The 21,684-nt window shown below is 67.6% G+C and carries 15 protein-coding genes; 9 read left to right on the forward strand and 6 right to left on the reverse strand.

What is annotated here, in order from left to right:
• Window positions 1-39: 39 nt before the first annotated feature.
• The 9 genes from BWR19_05920 to BWR19_05960 all read left to right on the forward strand — a co-directional run bounded on the left by BWR19_05920 (window position 40) and on the right by BWR19_05960 (window position 13,083).
• Window positions 40-1,743: a glucose-6-phosphate isomerase gene (locus BWR19_05920; GenBank protein APX92514.1), complete on the forward strand. Its 1,704-nt coding sequence runs from the start codon at window positions 40-42 to the stop codon at window positions 1,741-1,743.
• Between the two features lie 28 nt (window positions 1,744-1,771).
• Window positions 1,772-2,392, forward strand: a complete 621-nt coding sequence (locus BWR19_05925; protein APX92515.1) for an esterase — start codon at window positions 1,772-1,774, stop codon at window positions 2,390-2,392.
• 47 nt (window positions 2,393-2,439) lie between these two features.
• On the forward strand, window positions 2,440-4,320 hold the full coding sequence (locus BWR19_05930; GenBank protein APX92516.1) for a DNA topoisomerase IV subunit B: 1,881 nt from the start codon (window positions 2,440-2,442) through the stop codon (window positions 4,318-4,320).
• A 182-nt stretch (window positions 4,321-4,502) separates the two neighbouring features.
• Complete coding sequence (locus tag BWR19_05935; GenBank protein APX92517.1) at window positions 4,503-6,755, forward strand: DNA topoisomerase IV subunit A; 2,253 nt, start codon at window positions 4,503-4,505, stop codon at window positions 6,753-6,755.
• Window positions 6,752-7,981, forward strand: coding sequence for a phosphoserine phosphatase SerB (locus tag BWR19_05940; protein APX92518.1), 1,230 nt, complete (start codon window positions 6,752-6,754; stop codon window positions 7,979-7,981). Before BWR19_05935 ends, BWR19_05940 begins: the two co-directional genes overlap by 4 nt.
• A gap of 51 nt (window positions 7,982-8,032) precedes the next feature.
• Window positions 8,033-8,281 carry a TIGR02647 family protein gene (locus BWR19_05945; GenBank protein ID APX92519.1) on the forward strand — a complete coding sequence of 83 codons (249 nt, stop codon included), beginning with the start codon at window positions 8,033-8,035 and terminating at the stop codon, window positions 8,279-8,281.
• Window positions 8,282-8,389: 108 nt separating this feature from the next.
• A complete protein-coding gene (locus tag BWR19_05950; protein APX92520.1) occupies window positions 8,390-10,108 on the forward strand; it encodes a hypothetical protein in 1,719 nt (572 codons plus the stop codon).
• Window positions 10,109-10,189: 81 nt separating this feature from the next.
• Window positions 10,190-11,050: a cation transporter gene (locus BWR19_05955; protein APX92521.1), complete on the forward strand. Its 861-nt coding sequence runs from the start codon at window positions 10,190-10,192 to the stop codon at window positions 11,048-11,050.
• Between the two features lie 317 nt (window positions 11,051-11,367).
• Window positions 11,368-13,083 (forward strand): 2-isopropylmalate synthase, encoded by a 1,716-nt coding sequence (locus tag BWR19_05960; GenBank protein APX92522.1) that lies wholly within the window; start codon window positions 11,368-11,370, stop codon window positions 13,081-13,083.
• Between the two features lie 80 nt (window positions 13,084-13,163).
• Here the strand turns inward: BWR19_05960 and BWR19_05965 are convergent, their stop codons facing one another.
• The 6 genes from BWR19_05965 to BWR19_05990 form a co-directional block, all read right to left on the reverse strand.
• Complete coding sequence (locus BWR19_05965) at window positions 13,164-14,975, reverse strand: allophanate hydrolase (protein ID APX92523.1); 1,812 nt, start codon at window positions 14,973-14,975, stop codon at window positions 13,164-13,166.
• On the reverse strand, window positions 14,972-18,580 hold the full coding sequence (locus tag BWR19_05970) for an urea carboxylase (GenBank protein ID APX92524.1): 3,609 nt from the start codon (window positions 18,578-18,580) through the stop codon (window positions 14,972-14,974). The genes BWR19_05965 and BWR19_05970 overlap by 4 nt, the downstream gene beginning before the upstream one ends.
• Before the next feature lie 87 nt (window positions 18,581-18,667).
• The gene (locus BWR19_05975) at window positions 18,668-19,306 is read right to left on the reverse strand and encodes an urea carboxylase (protein APX92525.1); all 639 of its coding nucleotides are present in this window, start codon (window positions 19,304-19,306) and stop codon (window positions 18,668-18,670) included.
• Between the two features lie 15 nt (window positions 19,307-19,321).
• The gene (locus BWR19_05980) at window positions 19,322-20,059 is read right to left on the reverse strand and encodes an urea carboxylase (protein ID APX92526.1); all 738 of its coding nucleotides are present in this window, start codon (window positions 20,057-20,059) and stop codon (window positions 19,322-19,324) included.
• Window positions 20,056-20,850: a lauroyl acyltransferase gene (locus BWR19_05985; protein ID APX92527.1), complete on the reverse strand. Its 795-nt coding sequence runs from the start codon at window positions 20,848-20,850 to the stop codon at window positions 20,056-20,058. Before BWR19_05985 ends, BWR19_05980 begins: the two co-directional genes overlap by 4 nt.
• Entirely contained in the window at window positions 20,847-21,674 is an 828-nt protein-coding gene (locus tag BWR19_05990) for a lipid kinase (protein APX92528.1), read from the reverse strand. The genes BWR19_05985 and BWR19_05990 overlap by 4 nt, the downstream gene beginning before the upstream one ends.
• Between the last annotated feature and the right edge of the window lie 10 nt (window positions 21,675-21,684).

Raw genomic sequence — 21,684 nt, forward strand, 5'->3', positions numbered from 1 at the left:
CCACGGCGCCGTGCGCGGCAACGATCAGGGAGAGAGACGATGAATCAGGAAGATCGCATCGACCAGGGCGACGCCTGGCAGGCGCTGGAGCGCCACGCCGGGCAGATGCGCGAGGTGCATCTGCGCGAGCTGTTTGCCACTCGGGGGCGCTTTGCGCGCTTCAGTCGCGAGGCGGCGGGGCTGACCCTGGATCTTTCCAAGCAGCGCTGGAGTGACGAGACCCATGCGCTGCTGCTGGCGCTGGCCCGCGAGGCCGGGGTGCCCCAAGCCATCACCCGGCTGCTCGATGGCGAGCGCGTCAACCGCTCCGAGGACCGCCCGGCGCTGCACACCGCGCTGCGTCTGCCGGAGAGCGCGCGTCTCGAGGTCGAGGGCGAAGACCTGGTGCCGGCGGTGCACGCCACCCTGGCGCAGATGCAGCGCATGGTCGATAAGCTGCATGCCGGCCAGTGGCGCGGCGCCACCGGCAAGGCGATCAGCGACGTGGTCAACCTCGGCGTCGGCGGCTCGGACCTGGGCCCCTTGATGGTCACCCACGCGCTGGCCGACTACCACCCCGAGGGCGTGCACGAGGTGCAGGTGCACTTCGCGTCGACCATGGACGGCTCCCAGCTCGCCGACTACCTGACCCGGCTCAACCCCGAGACCACGCTGTTCGTGCTGTCGTCGAAGTCGTTCACCACCATCGATACGCTATCCAATGCGCGCACCGCCCGCGACTGGCTCTACGCCCGGCTGGTGTGCAGTCGGCATGACGCCGGCAACGGCGCGGCGGCCGAGATCGACCGTGCGCTGGTGATGCGCCAGCACTTCATCGGCGTTTCGGCGAGCCCCGACAAGATGAGCGAGTGGGGCATCGCCGAGGCCAACCAGCTGGAGTTCTGGGAGTGGGTCGGCGGTCGCTACTCGCTGTGGGGGGCCATCGGCCTGCCCATCGCACTGGTGGTGGGCATGGCCAACTTCCGCGAGCTGCTCGCAGGGGCGCATGCCATGGATCAGCACTTCCGCGAGGCGCCGCTGGAGGACAACCTGCCGGTGCTGCTGGCGCTGGCGGGGATCTGGAACGTCAATTTCCTGGATATCCGCGCCCACTCGATCCTGCCCTACGACGGCCGCCTGGAGTACTTCGCCGCCTATCTCGAGCAGTTGGAGATGGAGTCCAACGGCAAGTCGGTGACCGACGACGGCCAGGTCACGCCCTACTCTACCTGTCCGGTACTCTGGGGCCAGTTGGGCCCCAACGCCCAGCACGCCTTCTACCAGCTGCTGCACCAGGGCACCCAGCCGGTGGAGTGCGACTTCATCGCACCGATGCGGCGCTACGATCGGGTCGAGGACGACGCCACCCGCGCCCACCTCAAGGCCCAGCATCGCCTGACCCTGGCCAACTGCTTTGCCCAGTCGCGCCTGCTGATGCTCGGCGACGACGCCATCGACGATGATGGCCCGCGACCCAGCCACAAGCGCTACCGCGGCAATCAGCCGTCGACCACCCTGCTGCTCGAACGACTGTCGCCGGCGACGCTGGGCGCGCTGATCGCCCTCTACGAGCACAAGGTCTTCGTCCAGGCGACGATCTGGGGTATCAACCCCTTCGACCAGTGGGGCGTCGAACTCGGCAAGGTGATCGCCGGCGAGACCGAGCAGATCCTGACCAGCCACGAGGGCCTGGAGCGCATGGACGATTCCAGCCGCGGGCTGATCGAGGCGCTGTGGGCGGCGGAGCGCAAGGCGGGATTGTGATACTGTTGTTTCGTACAGGAGTTGCGGTATGCTGAGCCCCCCGGCTGCCACATCGGCGGCGAGTGGCGTACTCTACCTGCACGGCTTCAATAGCGGCAGCGCCTCGCCCAAGGCGCGCCTGGTGGCACGCGGCTGTGAGCGGCTGGACGCCGGACCGCTACCCTGCGCCACGCCGCAGCTGCCGCACCGCCCGGAGTCGGCCCTGGCGCTCGCCGAGTCGCTGCTCGCGACCCTCGGGCCTCAACCGCTGCTGGTGGGCAGCTCGATGGGCGGCTTTTTGGCCAGCTGCCTGGCCGAGCGCCATGACCTGCGCGCGGTGGTGATCAACCCGGCGGTGCGCCCGGCTGGCCTGGTCGAGGGCTGGCTGGGTGAGGCCTTCGTCAACGAATACACCGGTGAGCGCTTCACCATCGCGGGCGCGCATCGCGACGAGCTGGCCGAGCTGACCCCGGCACGGCTCGACCCGCGCCGCTACCTGGTGCTGCTGGGCACGGCCGACGAGACCCTGGACCCCGGCGACGGCGCTGCCGCCTACCGTGGCGCGGCGATGATCCTGCGCCCGGGGGAGGATCACGGCTTCGGCTCCCTGGGCGAGTATCTGCCGGCGCTGTTTGCCCACGGCGGTCACCGCCTGGCTCCGGGGAAATGAGCCGATAACGCCTGGACGACGACTCTCACTCATAGCCTGGACGACGCATGACGCAATACAGTGCAAGTTCGATCGAGGTGCTCTCAGGCCTCGAACCGGTGCGCAAGCGCCCCGGCATGTATACCGATACCAGCCGGCCCAACCACCTGGCCCAGGAAGTCATCGACAATAGCGTCGACGAGGCGCTCGCCGAGCACGCCGGTGAGATCCGCGTGCGGCTGCTCGACGACGGCGGCATCGAAGTCAGCGATGACGGGCGCGGCATGCCCATCGACGTGCACCCTGAGTACGGCGTCACCGGTATCGAGCTGATCCTCACCAAGCTGCACTCCGGGGGCAAGTTCTCGTCGACCAGCTATCGGTTTTCCGGCGGGCTGCACGGGGTCGGGGTGTCGGTGGTCAATGCGCTGTCGACGCGCCTCGAGGTCGAGGTGATGCGCGATGGGAGTCGCCACTTCATGGCCTTCGAGCACGGCGACAAGGTGACCGAGCTGAGTGTGATCGGCAGCTGTGCCAAGCGTCTTACCGGGACAGTGGTGCGTTTCTGGCCCGACGTTAGCTACTTCGACAGCCCCAAGCTGTCGCTGCCGCGCTTGAAGCACCTGCTGCGCGCCAAGGCGGTGCTCTGCCCAGGGCTCAAAGTAACCCTGGTAGATGCCGACGGTGCCGAGGATGAGTGGCAATACGAGGATGGCCTGCGCGACTACCTCGCCCAGACCACCGACGGCTATGAGGTGCTGCCGAGCTCGCCCTTCGTGGGCCACTACAGCGATGACGAGCAGGGCGTCGACTGGGCGATCCAGTGGCTCCCCGAGGGCGGCGAGCAGCTCGCCGAGAGCTACGTCAACCTGATTCCCACGCCGCTCGGCGGCACCCACGTCAACGGCCTGCGCTCGGGGCTGCTCGAGGCGCTGCGCGAGTTCTGCGACTACCGCAGCCTGCTGCCGCGCGGCGTCAAGCTGACCGCCGACGACCTCTGGGAACGGGTTGCCTTCGTGCTCTCGGTGAAGATGCTCGATCCTCAGTTCGCCGGCCAGACCAAGGAGCGGCTGTCGTCGCGCACCGTGGCGGCGTTCGTCTCCGGGGTGGTCAAGGACGCTTTCTCGCTGTGGCTCAACCACCACGTCGATCAGGCCGAGGCGCTGGCCGAGCTGGTGATCAGCGCCGCCCAGCGCCGCCAGAAGAGTGCCAAGAAGGTGGCGCGCAAGAAGGTCACCTCCGGCCCGGCACTGCCCGGCAAGCTGGCCGACTGCTCCGGCCAGGACCCGGTGGCCGGCGAGCTGTTCCTGGTCGAGGGCGACTCCGCCGGCGGCAGCGCCAAGCAGGCCCGCGACCGCGAGACCCAGGCGATCCTGCCGCTGCGCGGCAAGATCCTCAACACCTGGGAGGTCGAGTCCCACGATATCTACGGCTCCCAGGAGGTCCACGACATCGCCGTGGCCATCGGCATCGATCCGGTCAGCGAGGATCTTTCCAAGCTGCGCTACCACAAGATCTGCATCCTCGCCGACGCCGACTCCGACGGGCTGCACATCGCCACCCTGCTGTGTGCACTGTTCGTACGCCACTTCCCGGCGCTGGTGGATGCCGGCCACGTGTTCGTCGCCATGCCGCCGCTGTACCGTATCGATCTGGGCAAGGAGGTCTTCTACGCCCTCGACGAGAGCGAGAAGACCGCCACCCTCAAGCGCCTCGAAGGCAAGCGCGGTACGCCCAACGTGCAGCGCTTCAAGGGCCTCGGCGAGATGAGCCCATTGCAGCTGCGCGAAACCACCATGGCCCGCGATACCCGGCGCCTGGTGCAGCTCACCCGCGAGGTCGGCGACGGCACCATGGAGATGATGGACATGCTGCTGGCCAAGAAACGTGCGGGCGATCGCAAGAGCTGGCTCGAAGATTACGGCAACTTGGCCGATATCGAGGTGTAGCGCCGAGCTGAAAGCGCCAAACTTAGCGGCGCCGGGGACAGCTCAAAGAGGAGGTTCTGCGCCATGGATGGCGCAGGTAGCGCCCAGGGACGGGTTTACAGCGCCTCCTTGGCGAGCTGTCGCCGGTAGCGCCGCGGGTCGAGCAGAAGATGATTCTTGAACCCTGACCAGGGGCTTATCGAATGACCATGGATATCCACGTGGCGGAGGGTGACGTCGAACGTCTCTCACTGCGCGAATACACCGAGAAGGCCTACCTCGACTACTCGATGTACGTGATTCTCGACCGCGCCTTGCCGCATATCGGCGACGGCATGAAGCCCGTGCAGCGGCGCATCATCTACGCCATGCGCGAGCTTTCGCTCAACGCCAGCGCCAAGTACAAGAAGTCGGCGCGTACCGTCGGCGACGTGCTCGGCAAGTTCCACCCCCACGGCGACAGCGCCTGCTACGAAGCGATGGTGCTGATGGCCCAGTCGTTCAGCTATCGCTATCCGCTGGTCGACGGCCAGGGCAACTGGGGTAGCCCCGACGATCCCAAGTCGTTCGCCGCCATGCGCTATACCGAGGCGCGGCTGTCGAAGTTCGCCGAGGTGCTGCTCGCCGAGCTCGGCCAGGGCACCGTCGATTGGACGCCCAACTTCGACGGCACCATGAACGAGCCGGTGGTGCTCCCCGCGCGCTTGCCCCACGTGCTGCTCAACGGCGGCACTGGCATCGCGGTGGGCATGGCCACCGATATACCGCCCCACAACGTCAGTGAGGTGGTCGAGGCGACCTGCCATCTGCTGCGCCACCCCGAGGCCACCACCGCCGAGCTGATGCAGTACCTGCCGGCGCCGGACTTCCCCTCGGCGGCGGAGATCATCACCCCCCGCGACGACCTGGCCAAGCTCTACGAGAGCGGCCGCGGCTCGGTCAAGCTGCGCGCCCGCTACGTGATGGAAGAGAGCAGCATCGTGATCACCGCGCTGCCCTACCAGGTCAGCGGTTCCAAGGTGCTGGAGCAGATCGCCGCGCAGATGCAGGCCAAGAAACTGCCGATGGTCGCCGATCTGCGCGACGAGTCGACCCACGAGGAGCCGACCCGGCTGGTGATCGAACCGCGCTCCAACCGGGTCGACATCGAATCGCTGATGGCGCACCTGTTTGCCACCACCGACCTCGAGAAGAACATTCGCGTCAACATGAACGTGATCGGCCTCGACGGGCGGCCACGGGTGCTGGCGCTGCCCGCGCTGCTCGGCGAGTGGTTGCGCTTCCGGCGTAGCACGGTGCGGCGCCGCCTCGAGCACCGCCTGGGCAAGGTAGAGGATCGCCTGCACCTCCTCGAGGGCCTGCTCGTCGCCTACCTCAATATCGACGAGGTGATCCGCATCATTCGCGAGGAGGACGCCCCCAAGCCGGCGCTGATGGAAGCCTTCGGGCTCAGCGATCGCCAGGCCGAGGCGATCCTCGAGCTGCGCCTGCGCCACCTGGCCAAGCTCGAGGAGTTCAAGATCCGCGGCGAGCAGGACGAGCTGCTGGCCGAGCGCGAGCGTCTGCAGGAACTGCTCGGCAACGATGCCGCCCTGACCGACCTGATCGAGGAGGAGATCCGCGAGGCGGGGCGCGAGCACGGCGATGCGCGGCGCGCGCCGCTGGTCGAGCGCGAGGACGCCAAGGCGCTCTCCGAAGTCGAGCTGCTGGGCGCCGACCCGATTACCGTGGTGCTCTCCGAGAAGGGCTGGATCCGAGCGGCCCGCGGCCATGAGATCGATCCGGAGGGGCTCTCCTACAAGTCCGGCGACCGCTTCGCCCTGGCCGCGCGGGGCAAGACCAACCAGCCGCTGGTGCTGCTCGACGACACCGGCCGCGCCTACACCCTGGCCGCCCACAACCTGCCCAGCGCCCGCAGCCAGGGTGAGCCGGTCACCGGCCGGGTCAACGTGGTGGCCGGTGCGCACATGGCAGGACTGATGCTGGCGCCGCCCGACACGCGCTACCTGCTGGCCTCCGACGGCGGCTATGGCTTCATCGCCTGCCTGGAGGACCTCACCGGCAAGAACAAGGCCGGCAAGGCGGTACTCAGCCTGCCCAAGGGCTGTAATGTGCTGCCGCCGCAGCTGCTGCCGGCCACCGAGGGCGGCCTGGTAGCGGCGGTCTCCAACGAAGGTCGGCTGCTGGTCTTCGACCTCGACAGCCTGCCGCAGATGGCCAAGGGCAAGGGCAACAAGATGATCGACATTCCCGGCGCGCGCGCCGCACGCCGCGAGGAGTTCGTGCGTGACCTGGTGGTGCTTGGCGAAGGCGCTGCGCTGGTGATCCACGCCGGCAAGCGCAAGTTGACCCTCAAGGCCGATGATCTGGCCTACTATCGCGGTGAACGTGGCCGCCGTGGCAGCAAGCTGCCGCGGGGCTTTCAGAAGGTCGATGCACTGGAGGTCTCGGCATGACCCAACGACTGCTGATTCGTGCCACGGGCGCCGCGCAGCCCGGGCAGCTGGCGGGCCTCGGCAAGGCGCTGGCCAAGAGCGGTGCGCGACTGCTCGACATCAACCAGAGCGTGACCTTCGGGATTGTTTCGCTGGAAGCCCTGGTGGGTATCGAGCGCGACGGCAATCTCGAGGCGCTGCTGGCCGAGAGCGGCGCCGCGCTGGGCCTGGATGTGCAGGCCATCCAGGTGGCAGCCGAGGACTACCAGCGCTGGAGCAGCGAGGCCAGCCAGCCGAGGCTGATCCTGACGCTGCTGGCGCCGCACCTGCCTGCGGGGATTCTCGCCGAGGTCGGGGCGCTGACCGCCGAACACGGCTTGACCGTGGAGTTGATCCATCGTCTCTCCGGCCGCGAGCCGCTGGACGGCGGCGTGCCCCGCGAGCGTGACAGCATCCGGGGCGCCTGCGTCGAGTGCTGGCTGCGCGGCGAGGAGATCGACCTCGACGCACTGCGCGAGAAGGCCCTGGCGCTGGGGGCCATGCACGGCGTCGATATTGCCATTCAGGAGGACTCGATCTGGCGTCGTCATCGCCGGCTGGTGTGCTTCGACATGGACTCGACGCTGATCCAGACCGAGGTGATCGACGAGTTGGCGCGTCGCCACGGCGTCGGCGACGAGGTTGCCGAGGTCACCGAGCGCGCCATGCGCGGCGAGCTCGACTTCCAGCAGAGCTTTCGCGAGCGCATGGCCAAGCTCAAGGGGCTCGACGAGTCGGTGCTCGCCGAGATTGCCGCCGAGCTGCCGCTGATGGAGGGCGTGGAGCGGCTGATGGCCCAGCTCAAGCGGCTCGGGTACCGCACCGCGATTCTCTCCGGCGGCTTCACCTACTTCGCCGACTACCTGCAACAGCGGCTGGGCTTTGACGAGGTGCATGCCAACGAATTGCTGATCGAGAATGGCAAGGTCACCGGGGAGGTGCGCGAGCCGATCCTCGACGCCGATCGCAAGGCGCTATTGCTGCGCGAGATCGCCGCCCGCGAGGGGCTGGCCATGGAGCAGACCATCGCCGTCGGCGATGGGGCCAACGACCTCAAGATGCTGGCCGCCGCCGGGTTGGGGATTGCCTTCCGAGCCAAGCCGCTGGTGCGTCGCCAGGCGCGTCAGTCGATCTCGACCCTGGGACTGGATGCGGTGCTCTACCTGATCGGCTATCGACAGATCGATCTGGAAGACGGACACTCCTAGACGCCAGCCTACGTTCGCGCCGGCGGACGATAATCACAACACGAGGCCGCCATGACGTACACCACCGAACTGCTCGAAGAACTGAAAATCCTCAGCCTGTTCAATTTGTCCACCACCCAGGAGGGCATCAAGGTGCACTCCAGCGCCGAGCCGGAGGCCATTGCGGCGACCCGGCGGCTATACGACAAGGGCCTGGTGACCCAGGAAGACGGGGGTTATCTGACGACCCTGGGCCACGATGCCGCCCAGCACGCCCAGGATCTGCTGACCATCCTCAGCGGGCCGATCACGGTGGGTTGACGCCGTCGCATAATGTAACCCTAAAGTAATCGCGGCGCCGGCCGATATGCCTGTATCGGACCGGCGCCGCTGCGTTGGTGATACCCAGGACAACAGACGAGAGACCGCATGGCGCCGAGTGATAACCATCTGGTGGTCGAGCATTCCAGTGAGATCAATAGCTTGCTGGAGGGGCTCAGCGAGCCAGGCGGCGCCTCGCTGGCTTTCGGCGAGCCGGCGGGCGAACCGATCCCGGCACTGCTGATGGCGGTGGATGAAGGGCGCTCGCTGCTGATCGATATCAGCGCAGTGCGCGAGATCGCCGATGAGATCGGCGGTGTCAAACCGCTGCGGCTGATGGGTCAGGCCAGCGGGGCGATGTTGACCACGCCGCCGCTGGTCTTCCAAGGCTGGGAGCAGGCGCCGGGTCGGCTGCAGTTTCGCTGTGATTATCCCGAGCAGCTGTGGATCATGCACCGTCGCGAGGTGTTCCGCGCCGAACTGCGACCCGACATGCAGGTGGCGGCGTCCCTGGTCGTCGACGATGGTCAGGACGCCTTGCAGCTGGCCGGGCAGCTGAGGAATCTATCGCTCGGCGGCTGCCTGCTGGAAGTGCCGTTGAGCAGCGCGGTACGCCTGCGCCCCGGGCAGTCCGTCGAGGCGCTGGAGCTGCGCTTCCCCAACCAGCAGCAGCTGACCGCGCGTGCCTATGTGCGGCATATCCAGACCGACGGCGAGCAGCAGGTGCGGCTGGGCTGCGAGTTTGCCAAGGTGGATGCCGAACTTGAACGTCGGCTTTGGTACTTCGTGCGTGAAATCGAGCGAGAAGGGGCGCGCAATGCCCATGACGGTAATCGCGACCTGTCGCCTTCATCGCTGTTCGACCAGACGCCCAGACCCCCCGCGGCAGCCGTGCGCAGCCACGGTGCCGACTACGCCACGCCGATGGCGCGGCGGCTGGCCAAGGTCGCGGCCTACCTGGATGGCCAGCTGCTGCAGCTGATCGAAGGACAGGCGGTCGATGCCGGGCTGCTGTCCCGCTACAGCGATATGCTGTTGGGGTTGCACGAGGAGGACCGCGAAGCACTGCTGTTTGCCAGGGTATGCCTGGTGGACGACCCCCCCCTGATCCAGCACGGCCTGGGCGTGGCGATCATGCTGGCGGATCTGGCGTTGGCTCAGAGCCTGCCGCGGGATGTGCGCAAGGCGCTGGTGGCCAGCGCCATGCTGCACGATCTGGGCAAGGCGCTGCTGCCGCAGGAACTGCGCCAGGCGCAGCGCCGGTCGCCTGGCCTGAGCGATGCCCAGCGTGACGCCATGCGCGAGCACGTTGCCCTGCTCGAGGGGCGTCTGGATGGCTGCCGCTGGCTGTCCCGCGACGTGTGCAACGCCGTGGTGTGGGGCATCAATGAGCGCCTCGACGGCAGTGGCTACCCTGCCGGGCGCCAAGGCGAGCAGCTCGAGGCGCTGGCGAGGATGGCCGCGGTGGTCGATGTGGCGGACGCCATGGGACGGCCGCGGGCGGATCGTCCGGCGCGCAGCCCGAGTGAGATCTATCGTCACTTGCTGGGGCAGCCCGCTGCCTTCGACCGCCAGTGGGTGCAGCGCTTTATTCGCCGCTTCGGGATCACTCCCATCGGCAGTCTGGCGCGTTTCGCCGGCGGCGAGCTGGGTTGGGTGCAGCGACTCGACCGTCAAGGCCAGCTGCGTCAGATACAGCTCACGCCGCGGGCCGTGCAGCCGGGCAGCGAACTCGGCGAGGTACTGCGCGATGCCCAGTTGGCGCGACTCGGCAAACCCGAGGCGCTGGTGGTGCCGCGCCCGGCGAGTCAGGTCACCCCAGGCTGACTGCGGGCGTCTTCCAGAAACGGCGATTGTGCTATCATGTCGCGCCGTTTCGGCGTCAGTGAGCGACCCGGGTGCCATCCCATGAGCCAAGCTTTCAGCATCTGGCAGGCGCGCTTCGAGCGCCTGCGCAGCAACAAGATTTTTGAAACCTGCGTCATCGCCATCATCATCGTCTCGGCGCTGCTGGTAGGGGCCAAGACCTATGAAGAGGCCAACCGCTTCGAGCAGGTGATGCGCGTCTTCGACATGGCGGTCACCGGTTTCTTCCTGGTCGAGATATTGATCCGCATGGCCGCGGAGAAGCGCCTGCGCGACTTCTTCAAGAAAGGCTGGAACGTCTTCGACTTCCTGATCGTCACCGCCAGCCTGATCCCGCTGGAGGATTCGGAGATGGTACTGCTGGCGCGCCTGCTGCGGATCTTCCGCGTGCTGCGCCTGGTATCGATGATCCCCGAGCTGCGCATGCTGGTCTCGGCGCTGTTCAAGTCGATCCCGCGGATGGGCTATGTGGCGCTGTTGATGTTCATCATCTTCTACATCTACGCCGCCATCGGCAGTTTCCTGTTCCACGACGTCGACGAGAGCCTGTGGGGCAATATCTCGCTGGCGATGCTGACGCTGTTTCAGGTGGCGACCTTCGAGAGCTGGGCCACGGCGGTGCTCTATCCGACCATGGAGCACTACGGCTACAGCTGGATCTATTTCCTGTCGTTCATTTTTCTCAACGCCTTCATCTTCCTCAACATGATGATCGGTATCGTGCTCGACGTGATGCAGAAGGAGAATACCCTGATGGAGCTCGAGAGTGGGGAAGGAGAGGCGGCTGAGCTGCATGGCCTGCGCAGCGATGTGCGCGAGCTGCGTGACCAGTTGACGCGCATGGAGCAGCTGCTGATACAGCGTGACGGTGACCACGCAGTTGACAAGCCGCTGCGGGACTGATTTGCTATGGTCATGAACACGACATTTCTTCGCCTACGCCTAGCCCTACGACTACTAGCCGGCCGCTGATCGCGCCGGGCGATGCTGCGCATCGCATCTTCTAGTCACGCTACGCCGAGGGTCGAAATGTCTCACTACCGCTTTACTGCTGATGCAGCCACCATTACCGCATACGTCGAATGCCGTGCCATTCGTCGTCATGTCGCTGCCGCCACCCAGTGCTGCAGCGATCCTGCTGTCTACGCCCCGACGCGCCCGCTGCGCTCGGGGCGTTTTGGTTTCTCGATGCCTCGCCCCCATGCCCTGGAGATCACGCCATGATGCTCACCGACCCGTCCGTCAAGTACCGCCCCTTCGTTGCCGTCGACCTGCCCGACCGGCAGTGGCCCAGCCAGCGCATCGAGTCGCCGCCGATCTGGTGCAGCGTCGACATGCGCGACGGCAACCAGGCGCTGATCGACCCCATGGACATGGAGCGCAAGCGGCGCTTCTTCTCGATGCTGGTGGAGCTGGGCTTCAAGCAGATCGAGGTCGGGTTTCCGTCGGCGTCGCAGATCGACTTCGACTATGTGCGTGAGCTGATCGAGCAGGACCTGGTGCCGGACGATGTGACCATCCAGGTGCTGACCCAGGCGCGTCCGCATCTCATCGAGCGCACCTTCGAGGCGCTGCAGGGCGCCAAGAACGCCATCGTGCACGTCTACAATGCCACCGACCCGATGTTCCGCCGCGTGGTGTTCAACGTCGACAAGCCCGAGTGCATCAAGATCGCCACCGATGCCACCGCCCAGATTCGCGACCTGATGGCGGCGCGCCCCGAGACGAACTGGACCTTCCAGTACTCGCCGGAGCTGTTCACCTCCACCGAGATGGACTTCGCGGTGGAGATCGTCGAGGCGGTGATGGCGACCTATGGCGCCACCGCCGAGAAGCCGATGATCGTCAATCTGCCGGCCACGGTGGAGGTTGCCACACCCAATAACTACGCCGACCAGATCGAGTGGTTCTGCCGCAATGTCAATCACCGCGACCGGCTGATCGTCAGCGTCCACCCGCACAACGACCGCGGTACCGGCGTCGCCGCCGCCGAGCTGGCCGTGATGGCCGGCGCCGACCGCGTCGAGGGCACGCTGTTCGGCAACGGCGAGCGCACCGGCAACGTGGATATCGTGACCCTGGCCATGAACCTGTATACCCAGGGCGTGCACCCGGGCCTCGATTTCTCCAACATCACACCGATCATGCGCGAGGTGGAGTACTGCAACCAGCTGCCGGTCCACCCGCGCCACCCCTACGTCGGCGACCTGGTATTCACCGCCTTCTCCGGCTCCCACCAGGACGCTATCAAGAAGGGCATGTCCGAGCGCCGCAACCACCCCGAGGCGGTGTGGGACGTGCCTTACCTGCCCATCGACCCGCTCGACGTGGGCCGCAGCTACGAGGCGGTGATCCGCGTCAACAGCCAGTCGGGCAAGGGCGGGGTCTCCTACCTGCTCGAGGAGGAGCACGGCATCGAGCTGCCGCGCCGGCTCTCCATCGAGTTCAGCCACGTGGTACAGGACGTCGCCGAGCGCACCGGCAAGGAGATCACCTCGCAGATGATCTTCCAGGCCTTCTCTGACGAGTACCTCGATCAGACCTCGCCGCTGGCGCTGATCAACCATCGTCTCTCCTCCGAGGCGGACAGCCCGAAGGTAACGCTGGAAGCCGCCATCGACCAGGACGGCCAGCGCCACACCATCGCCGGTGCCGGCAACGGGCCGCTGGCGGCCTTTATCAAGGCGCTGGCCGCCCACGGCGTGGATGCCGAGATCATCGACTACCACGAGCACTCCCGGGGCCAGGGCTCGGATGCCGAGGCGGTGGCCTATGTCGAGGTGCGTCTCGGCGAGGACGCAGTGTTTGGCGTGGGTATCGACGAGAGCATCACCAGCGCCTCGATGAAGGCGGTGATCAGCGCCGTCAATCGCCATCGCTCGACCCAGGCGCCGGCGGCCAACGTGACGGCCGATAGCCTGGCCGAGGTGAAGTAGCTGCACTCCAGCCACCCCGCACCCCTACGACGACAAAGGCCCCACCGAAGTGGGGCCTTTTGGTTAGCCGAATACGCCGGCTAGCGCTGCTGCAGCCACTTGCGCCAGCCGCCATAGGCGGTCACGTCGGTCGCTTCGCCGCTCTCATTCAGTGCCCCGGCGCTGCAGATGAAACCACTCTTCCACTCGCCGTTGGCGAGCTCCACCTGGCCCAGTCCCAGCGGCGCGGGAATCCGGGCGAGGAAACTCCCCACGCTCTCTATCGGCAGGCGCCACACCTCCACCTCGATGGCGGCGCCGCTGGCGGCGTCGCGGGTCATCGCTGGGCGCGCCGGTGGCCCGCCGGCCAGCGCATAGAGACGGTAGCGCGGGGCGCTGGTGGTCGCCTCGACCAGCACACCGCCGCGCTCGGTGAGCTGATGATTGAGCGGCAGGCCGTCGAGGTGCGCGCCGCACACTACCAGCTCCAGGGTGCCGTCCCGAGCCGGGGAGAGTGGCGGCAGTGCCGGGCGCGCCAGGCCGGTGGCGCCCAACGGCAGGTCGAGCTGGGCCTCGAGGGCGCGGCCCAGGCTGAGTAGGCGCAGGTCATCGAACGCCTGAGCGAACAGCGTCACCCCGACGGGCAGACCGCTGTCAGTGAAGCCGATCGGCACCGCCAGCGCGCTGTAGTCGAGCAGGTTCATGAAGTTGGTCCAGGTGCCCAGCCGCGAGTTGACGCCGATGGGGTCGGCGGCCACCTCGGCCTTGCTGGGGTGGGTCACGGTAGTCGGGGAGAGCATCACATCGACCTGGGCAATCAGCGCATCCGCCTGGCGCCGGTACTCGGCCAACTGGTAGCGGGCGTCGAAGGCGTCCACCGCCAGCGGCGTCGCGCCGCCCAGGGTGATCTCGCGGGTCACCGGGTGCACCGCCTCGGGGTGGCCCTCGAGCAGGTCGCGTATGGCATGGTAGCGCTCGGCCACCCAGGGCCCCTCGTAGAGCAGGCGCGCCGCGGCCAGCAGCGGGCTGCAGTCGAGTTCGACCTTCTCGCCGCCCAGCGCCTCCAGTTGGGCAATCGCGGCGTGCATGCCGACGCTGTAGGCGGCATCGGTGTGCCACTGGCTCGCATATGGCACCCCGAAACGGAAACGCGCCGGGGCCTGGCCGTAGCCCTTACCGTGGATCGCAAAGTCGTGGCGACGCGACCACGCGCAGTGGGGATCGAAGGCCGCGGTTGCGTCGAGCACCGCCTGGGCGTCGTCGGCGGTCAGAGTGAACAGGCTGATGGTGTCGAGGGTGGCACAGGCCGGTACCACGCCGCGGGTGCTGAGCAGCCCGAGGCTCGGCTTGACGCCGAACAGGTTGTGGAAGCAGGCCGGCACCCGGCCTGAGCCGGCGGTATCGGTGCCCAGCGCAAAGCTCACCTGGCCGGCGGCGGTGGTCACCGCCGAGCCGCTGCTGGAGCCGCCGGGAATGTAGTCGGCGTCAAAGGCGTTGGCCGGCACCCCATACTCCGCCGGGGCGCGCTCGCCGACCAGGCCGGTGGCGAACTGGTCGAGGTTGGTCTTGCCCAGCGGAATCGCGCCGGCGTCGATCAGCCGCTGCACCACGAAGGCGCTCTCTGCGGGGGTATAGGCGAAGGCCGGGCAGCCGGCCGTGGTCGGCACCCCGGCCAGGTCGATATTGTCCTTGATGGCGAAGGGGATGCCGAACAGCGGCAGGCTATCCGGGGACTCCCCCTCGAGGCGCGCCAGGTAGGGCTCGAGCTGCCCGCGGTCGAGGCGGCTGATCCAGGCGGGATCATGGCCGCGGGCGGCGGCTGCGTCGAGCAGCTGCTCGACCAGCGCGCGGGGGGTCAGCTCGCCTTGGCGATAGGCGGCATGCAGCTGGGCAATGGTAAGAGCGGTGGTCATGCCGGCTTGTCCTCTGTGGGTTGCAGAATCACGATGGGCTGTCCCGGGGCCACCGACGCCCCCTCCTTGAGGGGCATGCGCGTCACACGTCCCGCCTCGGTGGCGCTGATCTCGACTTCCATCTTCATCGACTCTACCAGGGCCACGGCCTGGCCGGCCTCGACCCGGTCGCCTTCGGCGACCAACAGCTTCCAGAGACTGCCGGTCACCGGGCTGTCGACGCCGACTTCATGCTCGTCGAGTTCGGCGGCGTCGGCCGCCTGCGGGGCCTGGTCTTCGAAGGTGAACTGGCCGTTGGCGCGCCATTCGGCCATCTCCGCCTGGAAGGCGGCCTCGCGGCGCTCGCGGAAGCGGGCAATGGCCGCCGCCTGGCGCTCCAGCTCGGCCTGGTAGTCGGCGAGCTTGAAGCGGGTGGTCTCGACCTCGAGGGGATAGCGGCCGTGGGGGAAGTCGCGCCGGATCTGGTCGAGCTCGTCATGGCTGACCTCGAAGAAGCTCAGCTGGTCGAAGAAGCGTAGCAGCCAGGGCTGCGCGAAATGCTCGGTGGCCCGATAGCGGTTCCACATCTGCAGGGTGCGGCCGACGAACTGGTAGCCGCCGGGCCCCTCCATGCCGTAGACGCAGAGGTAGGCGCCACCGATGCCCACCGAGTTCTCGGCGGTCCAGGTGCGCGCCGGGTTGTACTTGGTGGTAACCAGGCGCTGGCGCGGGTCCAGCGGGGTGGCCACCGGCGCGCCCAGATAGACGTCGCCGAGTCCCATGACCAGGTAGCGGGCGTCGAAGACGATATCGCGCACCTCACGCTCGCTCTCCAGGCCGTTGATGCGGCGGATGAAGTCCAGGTTGCTGGGGCACCAGGGGGCGTCCGGGCGCACCGAGCGCTGGTACTTGTCGATGGCCTCATGGCAGGCCGGATCGTCCCAGGAGAGCGGCAGGTGCACGACCCGCGACTCGACCTCCAGGGTCTCGACGTCGCGCAGCTCGCGCTCGGCCTGGGTCAGGTGGGTGAGCAGGTCGTCGAGGGCCAGCTCGCGGGGCTCGTAGTGCACCTGCAGCGAGCGGATGCCGGGGGTGAGCTCGCGCAGCCCTGGCAGTGGGTGCTCGTCGAGCCACAGCATCCAGGCATGGACCCGAAAGCGCAGGGCGATATCCAGCTCCATGGCACCGAACTCGATGAGCAGGAAATCGTCCCCGGCACGGCGATAGAGGATGCGCTCACCGGCCGCTTCGGCCGAAACGTCGCGCAGCAGCGGCGTGTCGCGCTGCTCGGCAAGGACAGCGGCTGGCTGCACCGTCAAGTCCTCGAGTTCGGCCAGTTGGCGTGCCTCGAGCTCCCGCGCAGTCGCCAGGCTGACCGGCACGAAGCGCACCTTGTCGCCTGCGGCCAGCTGGCCGAGCTTCCAGCGCTCGGCGCGGACCACCGTGGCCGGGCAGACGAAGCCGCCCAGCGACGGGCCGTCCGGGCCGAGGATCACCGGCATATCGCCGGTGAAATCGATGGTGCCGAAGGCGTAGGCGTTGTCGTGGATGTTGGAGGGGTGCAACCCCGCCTCGCCGCCGTCGGCCCGGGCCCACTCGGGGCGCGGGCCGATCAGCCGCACCCCGGTGCGGCTGGAGTTGTAGTGGACCTCCCAGTCGTGGGCGAAGAAGGCATCGATATCGCCCTCGGTGAAGAAGTCCGGGGCGCCGTGGGGGCCGTAGAGCACGGCGATCTGCCAGGTCTGCCCCTGCTTGCCCAGGGCGGGTATCAGTTGCCGATCCAGGCACCGCGGCTGGGTGGGGGCGAGCGCAGGCAGGTCGAGCATATCGCCGCTGCGCAGGGCGCGCCCGCCGTGGCCGCCGAACTGACCCAGGGTGAAGGTACTGCGCGAGCCCAGATAGCGCGGGCAGTCGATGCCGCCGCGCACCAGCAGATAGGCGCGGGCGCCGGCGGCGGCCTTGCCGAGCTTGAGGGTGGCGCCGGCGGGGATATCGAGGACCTGCCAGAAGTCCAGCGGCTCGCCGTCGAGGGTGGCGGGCAGTTCGGCGCCGGCGAGTACCACCTGGGTGGCGCGATGAAAGCGCAGCGCGGGGCCGGTAAGGGTGATCTCCAGGCCGGCGGCCTCGGCGGGGTTGTCGAGCAGGCGGTTGCCGAGCCGGAATGACCAGTCGTCAAAGGGCCCCGAAGGGGGGACGCCCACGTCCCAGTGGCCCTGGCGGCCGGGATGATCCTGAATCGTGGTCATGGTCCCTGGGGCGAGGACTTCGATCACCGGCGGCGCCCAGTCGAGGTCGGCCAGCCAGCGGGTGTGGATCTCGGCGCGCTGGAAGCGCGGGTCGCGCAGCACATGCGAGAGCCAGCGGCGGTTGGTGGCGATACCGTAGACGCTGGCGGCATCCAGCGCCTCGGCCAACTGCGCGCAGGCCGACGCCCGGTCCTCGGCGTGGACGATGACCTTGGCCAGCATCGGGTCGAACAGCGCCGAGACCTCGAGGCCCGCCTCGATGGCGGCGTCTACGCGCAGGCCCTCCCCGCTGGGGAAGCTCACCTCGGTGAGCAGGCCGGCGCTGGGGCGGAAATCGTGCAGCGGGTCCTCGGCGTAGAGCCGCGCCTGAACGGCGTGACCGCGGGGCGCCAGGTCGCGGCTCAGCGCCAGCAGGTCGGGCAGCTCGCCGGCGCCGAGGCGCACCATCCACTCGACGATATCCACGCCCCATACCTCCTCGGTAACACCGTGCTCCACCTGCAGCCGGGTGTTGACCTCGAGGAAGTAGAAGGTCTGGCGCTGCGCATCGTAGATAAACTCCACGGTGCCGGCGCTGCGGTAGGCCACCGCTTCGCCGAGGCGAACGGCGGTGGCGTGGAGCTCGTGGCGCACGCTGTCGGGCAGGTCGGGGGCGGGGCACTCCTCGAGCACCTTCTGGTGGCGACGCTGGGTCGAGCAGTCGCGCTCGCCGAGGGCCACTACCCGGCCCTGGCCGTCGCCGAACAGCTGGACTTCCAGATGACGGGCGCGGGGGATATAGGCCTCGACGAAGACGCCGCCGTCGCCGAAGTTGCGCTCGCCGAGGCCGCGCACCGAGTCGAAGGCGCGGGCCAGCTCGTCGCCATCCTGGCATACCTGCATGCCGATCCCGCCGCCGCCGGCGGTGGACTTGAGCATCACCGGATAGCCGATGCGCTGGGCCTCGGCGAGGGCCGCCTCGGCGCCGTCGAGCAGCCCGGACCCGGGTACCAGCGGCACCTCGGCGCGCTCGGCGAGCAGGCGGGCCTCATGCTTGAGGCCGAAGCCGCGGATCTGCTCGGCCGTCGGTCCGAGGAACACCAGTCCGGCGGCCTCGCAGGCGTCGATGAAGCGGGTGTTCTCGGAGAGGAAGCCGTAGCCGGGATGCACCGCCTGGGCACCGCTGTCGCGGGCGATGGCGATCAGTTTGTCGATATCCAGGTAGGTGTCGGCGGCCGCTCCGTCGCCCAGCGAGTAGGCTTCATCGGCCTGGTAGACGTAGGGCGCGTCGCGATCGGCCTCGGCGTAGACCACTACCGAGCCGACGCCGAGCCGCTTGAGGGTGCGCAGGATGCGCGCGGCGATGGCGCCGCGATTGGCAATCAGAACCTTGCTAAACATATTGCCTTGTCCGTCAACGGTGCGGGTCGTCCCGCGTCCGAGAAAATAGCCGCCGGGGTCGTCCCCGGGGTCAGCGCCAGCAGGTGCCTAGTCCCACACCAGCAACTCAACGGGGGTCGGGTTGTAGCCGTTGCAGGGATTGTTGAGCTGCGGGCAGTTGGAGAGCAGCACGATCACGTCCATCTCGGCGACCATCTCCACGTACTTGCCGGGGGCCGAGATGCCGTCCTCGAAGGTCAGTCCGCCCTCGGCGGTCACCGGCACGTTCATGAAGAAGTTGATGTTGTGGGTGATGTCGCGCTTGGTCAGGCCGTACGCCGGATGGTCGGCGATGGCCTGCATCCAGTTGTCGCGACACGAGTGCATGTGTCGCTTCTCGAGGTCGTAGCGCACGGTATTGCTCTCGCTGGCGCAGGCGCCGCCCAGGGTGTCGTGGCGGCCACAGGTGTCGGCGGTGATGGTCAGCATCGGCCGGCCTTCGCTGGAGAGCAGCGTCGAGCCGGCGCTGAGATAGACCGCGCCCTGCTCGCGCAGCGTGTCCATGGCGCTGTAGCGCTCGCTGGTGTCATGCGCGTTGTAGAACAGGGTATCGGCGGCTTGATTACCCTCCAGATCGAGGATGCGCAGGGTCTGGCCGGCCTTCAGGGTGCCGATGTAGTGATCGCCGGCGTCCACCGTGATGCGACTCACGGCGTTGTCGGGGCGTAGGGTGCTTACGATGATCATGCGGTGCATCCTCCCTCAGAGGCCCAGATGGTAGAGGCGGTTGTTCTCGAAGCCGCGGGCGTTCTCGGGCCGCGAGCGGTAGCAGGCGTCGTTTGCGTCCGGCGGCGCTGCGACGCCCAGGCGGATATCCACGCCGCGCCGCGGGTAGTCGGGGTTGGGGTCAAGCGGATGGGGGCAGGTGTGCAGCAGCACCAGGGTGTCCATCTCGAAGCGCAGCGTGACGCTGTCGCCGGCCTGGCAGTGGTCCGGCACGTAGCGCAGCTGGCCGTTGGCGTCGCTCTCCACCCGCGAGAAGAGGTTGAGGTTGGCGGCCAGGTCGCGGCGGCCCAGCCCGTACTTGGCCAGCTCCACCAGAAAGGCGTCGTGGCCGCTGCGGGTCCAGTCGTTGTGGGCCTGCTGGTAGCTCACCGGCTGCCAGCCCTTGGCGACCAGATGGTGGCGCATCAGGTTGCCGCCGACGCTGTCGTGCCAGCCCAGGTCGTCGTGGGTGATCGAGGCGAAGATGCGCCCCATGTCGGAGTAGAGGCAGTGGCCCTGGGTCAGCTTGAAGGTGTGCTGGCACTTCAGGGTGTCGGGCAGGTTGAGACGCTCGAGCAGATTCTCGGGGTTGTAGCAGAGCAGGCCGACATTGGCATTTGCCGCGCTGGCGCTAAGCGTCAGGGTGGTGCCGCGACGCAGGCGCAGCGACCAATGGTGGCCGCCGGGCAAGTGGGTGGTATAGAGCGCGTCGCCGTGTTCAGCGGTGCGTGTCATAGCAGCGTCTCCTGGGTCAGGGTCTTGAGGCCGCGCTCGGAGAGGCGGGCCGACAGGTCCGCCGGCGGCTGGCGCTCGCCGATCGGCAGGTCATAGGTGATGGTGGCGCCGAACGCCTCCGGGGCCTGGGGATCGTGGCGCAGCTTGTCGAACACCCACAGCCGGGTGCCCAGCGCGAAGGCCTCCTTGAGGTCGTGGGTGATCATGAAGATGGTCAACTGCTGCTCCTTCCACAGCGTCAGGATCAGCTCATGCATATCCTGGCGAATGCCCGGATCCAGCGCGCCGAACGGCTCATCGAGCAGCAGGATGCGCGGACGCATCATCAGCGCCTGGGCAATGGCCAGGCGCTGCTGCATGCCGCCGGAGAGCTCGTGGGGGTACTTGCCGAGGGCATTGGCCAGGCCGACCTCCTCGATGCGCGCCATGGCCTTGTCCCGGGCCTGGCGCCGAGCGGCACCGAAACTCTTGCCCAGCCAGCGTGACTGGTTGAGCTCCTCGGCGATCATCACGTTGCCGAGCACGGTCAGGTGGGGAAACACCGAGTACTTCTGGAACACCACGCCGCGGTCCGGGCCCGGCTCTTCGGGGATCGGTCGCTCGTCGAGGGTGAGCGACCCGCGGGAGATGCGTTCGGTGCCCAGCAGCATCTTGAGGAAGGTGGTCTTGCCACACCCCGAGGCCCCCACCAGGGTGACGAATTCGCCGGCCTCGACGCGGAAATCGAGGCGCTCGAGCACGACGTGGTCGCCGTAGTGCTTCTCCAGGCGCTTGGCTTCGAGCAGGCTCATGGGTTGTCTCCCTCTTCGGCGTGGTACCAGGGGAAGGCGAGTCGCGAGGTCCGCGCCAGCAGCTGGTCGAGCAGGAAGGCCAGCAGGGTGATCCAGGCCACGTAGGGCAGGATCACGTCCATCGACAGGTAGCGGCGCACCAGGAAGATGCGATAGCCCAGGCCCTCCTGGGCGGCGATGGCCTCGGCGGCGATCAGGAACAGCCAAGCCGTGCCCAGCGCCAGCCGGGTGGCGTTGAGCAGTCGCGGCGTCAGCTGTGGCAGGAGGACCCGAACCAGCACCTGCCAGGAGTTTCCGCCCAGGGTCTGGGCCTTGATCAGCTGTTCGTCCGGCAGGCGCAGGGCGTGGCCCTGGAGGTCGCGAATCAGGAAGGGCGTCACCCCGATCACGATCAGCGCGATCTTGGCGGCCTCCCCGGTGCCGAAGGCGATGAACAGGATCGGCAGGATGGCCATGGGGGGAATCAGCGAGATCACCGTCACCAGCGGCGAGAACTTGGCGCGGACCAGCGGCAGGCCGCCGTTGATGAGCCCCACGCTGAGGCCGATCAGCGCACTGATGGCGACTCCGATCAGCAGCCGCTCGAGGCTGGCGAAGGTATCCGCCCAGAGAACGATCTGGCCGGTACGCTGATTCTCTTCGCTGGCCATGGTGTAGAAGGTGTTGGCCATGGTCGCCGGGGCCGGCAGCAGCCGATCATTGGGATTATCGGCGAGCCGCGCATTGGAGAGGCTCAGGTAGACCATCGCCACGACCAGGAAGGGCAGCAGGCCCAGCAGCCAGCGTCCGCCGCGGGAGGGAGTGAGATTGATCAGGCGTTTCATGAAGGCTCCA

Origin of the sequence: Halomonas sp. 1513 (assembly GCA_001971685.1) — a bacterium.
Classification (GTDB): domain Bacteria; phylum Pseudomonadota; class Gammaproteobacteria; order Pseudomonadales; family Halomonadaceae; genus Franzmannia.